Consider the following 2247-nt stretch of genomic DNA (forward strand, 5'->3'; position numbering starts at 1 on the left):
TTGGTGCCGCGCTGCCACGGTGACTGGGGGTCGGCGAAGAACACCGGGATACCGGTTTCGACCTTGAACTGGGCATGAGCCGACATTTCCTTGCCGCGGTCCCAGGTCAGCGACCGGACGAGCTGCGCCGGCAGGGTCGACATGGTGTCAGCCAGGGCGTTCTTCATAGTGATCGCCCCGTAGCCGGCCAGTGCCGGACCGTTCTTCGGGGTTTCCCTGTGTCGGTAGCCCTGTTCGCGGGGCAGGTGGACCAGCATGGTGAACCGGGTCATGCGTTCGACGACGGTGCCGATCGCAGAGCGTTCGAGCCCGATGAGGAGATCGCCTTCCCAGTGTCCGGGAACTGCGCGGTCGGCGGCTTCGGCCGGGCGTTCGCTGATCAGCGCCTCCGGGGTGACATGGGCCCAGGTCTTTCGCCGTGATCGTTGCCGCGGCACTCGAAGTGCGCGTCCGGTGCGCAGGCACCAGACCAGTTCCCGTTTGAGCGCACCCCGGCCCTGGATGTAGAGCGATTGATAGATCGACTCGTGGCTGATGCGCATGGACGTATCCTCGAGGAAATCAACTTTGAGCCGGTGGGAGATCTGCTCCGGGCTCCACGCTAGTGACCATGGCCGGTCCTTGCGGTGCGGTTTGTTGCGGCCGGTGAACCGCGGCGGTTGCGGTCCGGCGATGATGCCGCCGTCGGGGCGGCTGATCTGCCCCGAAAGACGTTTCTGCACATAATCATGCAGCTTCGGGTTCGCGACCAGTTTGGCCGTCTTGGGCCGACGTGCGGCCATATCGGCCTTCCACTGCGCGACCGACGCCCGGTACTGCAACGTCCCGCTACGGGTGGCCGCGTTGCGGCGCAACTCCCGTGAGATCGTCGATGGGTCACGTCCGATCGCCCGGGCGATCGCTCGCACTCCCTTGCCCTGCGCCCGCAGCAGCGCGATCTCCTCACGCTCAGCGAAGCACAGGTAGCGGCCCGAGGACTGGAACGTCAAATCAAATGGTGGCATGCCGCCAGCGTTGTGGAACCAGCGTGCTCCGACCGCCGGCGCCACGCCGACAACGGCCGCGGCCTCCTCGGCGAGAAGCCCTGCGGCGATCTGTTCCCAGAAGGCCACCTCGACATGACGCTGATGCTTCGGATGCCCCGGCGACCGGAGCTTTGGGCGGATTGCACGGTCTGCTGCTTGCTGACGACGAACCATCTGACACCTCCATCATCGAGGTGTTGCGACGACCAGTTGAATCCGCCTTGCGAGCCAGCATCACTGTGATGTACCAACCCATCGCGATGTACCAACCCATCGCCGATGCTGCGTTGCGCGTGATCGCGTCGCCACAACGCCATCTTCAGCGCTGTGGTCACCATCGAGGTGTCCTTCACCGACGCCGCGTGCCAGCCCACGATGGCCCGCGAGAAGCAGTCCACCACGAACGCGACATAGACGAAGCCCGACCAGGTGCGGCAGTAGGTGAAGTCGGTAACCCACTTGCAGTTGGGTGCGGCGGCGGTGAAATCGCGGTCGAGCAGATCCGGTGCCCGCCGAGCCTCCTTACCGGGAATCGTGGTCCGGTGTTTTCGGCCCCTGACCACACCGGACAGGCCTTCATCGCGCATTAACCGATCCACGGTGCACCCGGCGACCCGATGGCCTTGGCGGCGCAGGTAGGCGGTCATCTTGCGTCGCCCATACATGCTCTCCGGGGTGCCCACCGTGGCCCGCAGAGCGTCAGTGAGCGCAGCGTCGGTGACCGTCCGGTCCGACGGTGGAGCGGCTTTCCAGTTGCGGTACGTGCGTGGGGCGACCTGCACACCGTGCTCAGTGAGCACGCGGCAGATCGACTCGACCCGAAATCCACGGGCCCGCATCTGGTCGATGAACCCGCAGATCAGCGGTGGCGCGGGTCGAGCTCCCGCGCGAAGAAAATCGAGGCCGCTTTCAGAATCTCGTTGGCCTCCTTGAGATCTCGCACTTCTCGCTCAAGGTCGCGGATGCGCTGTTGCTCGGTAGTCGTGATGCCCGGACGCGCGCTGTCATCGACCTGGGCCTGCAACACCCACCGACGCAGTGACTCGATTCCGACACCGACCTTCGGGCCGATCGCCACGCAGGCGGCATACACCGACCGGTACTCGTCCAGATGGTCGAGCACCATCTTCACCGCACGCTCACGCTGCTCGACCGGGTAATGCTTGGCCATAATCGCCATCCTCCACACACAAGGAAGCGGCATCAAACCCGGAACGGTTCA

General features: G+C 64.9%; 2 protein-coding genes and 1 pseudogene. All 3 read right to left on the minus strand.

Going from position 1 to position 2247, the window contains the following annotated elements; genetic code table 11:
- The coding region (locus SBI67_RS29030; protein ID WP_489685582.1) for an IS30 family transposase at positions 1–1199 on the minus strand (1199 nt) is incomplete at its 3' end.
- Positions 1200–1255: 56 nt separating this feature from the next.
- A pseudogene (locus tag SBI67_RS29035) lies at positions 1256–1888 on the minus strand (IS3 family transposase); the annotation flags it as partial.
- Complete coding sequence (locus SBI67_RS29040) at positions 1885–2196, minus strand: transposase (RefSeq protein WP_046873288.1); 312 nt, start codon at positions 2194–2196, stop codon at positions 1885–1887. The gene SBI67_RS29040 and the pseudogene SBI67_RS29035, both read right to left, overlap by 4 nt.
- Between the last annotated feature and the right edge of the window lie 51 nt (positions 2197–2247).

The organism is Mycolicibacterium chengduense (assembly GCF_033741155.1).
Classification (GTDB): domain Bacteria; phylum Actinomycetota; class Actinomycetes; order Mycobacteriales; family Mycobacteriaceae; genus Mycobacterium.

Coding starts and splice junctions, on each gene's coding strand:
- SBI67_RS29040 (WP_046873288.1), bottom strand. CDS start 2,196: ATGGCCAAGCATTACCCGGTCGAGCAGCGTGAGCGTGCGGTGAAGATG.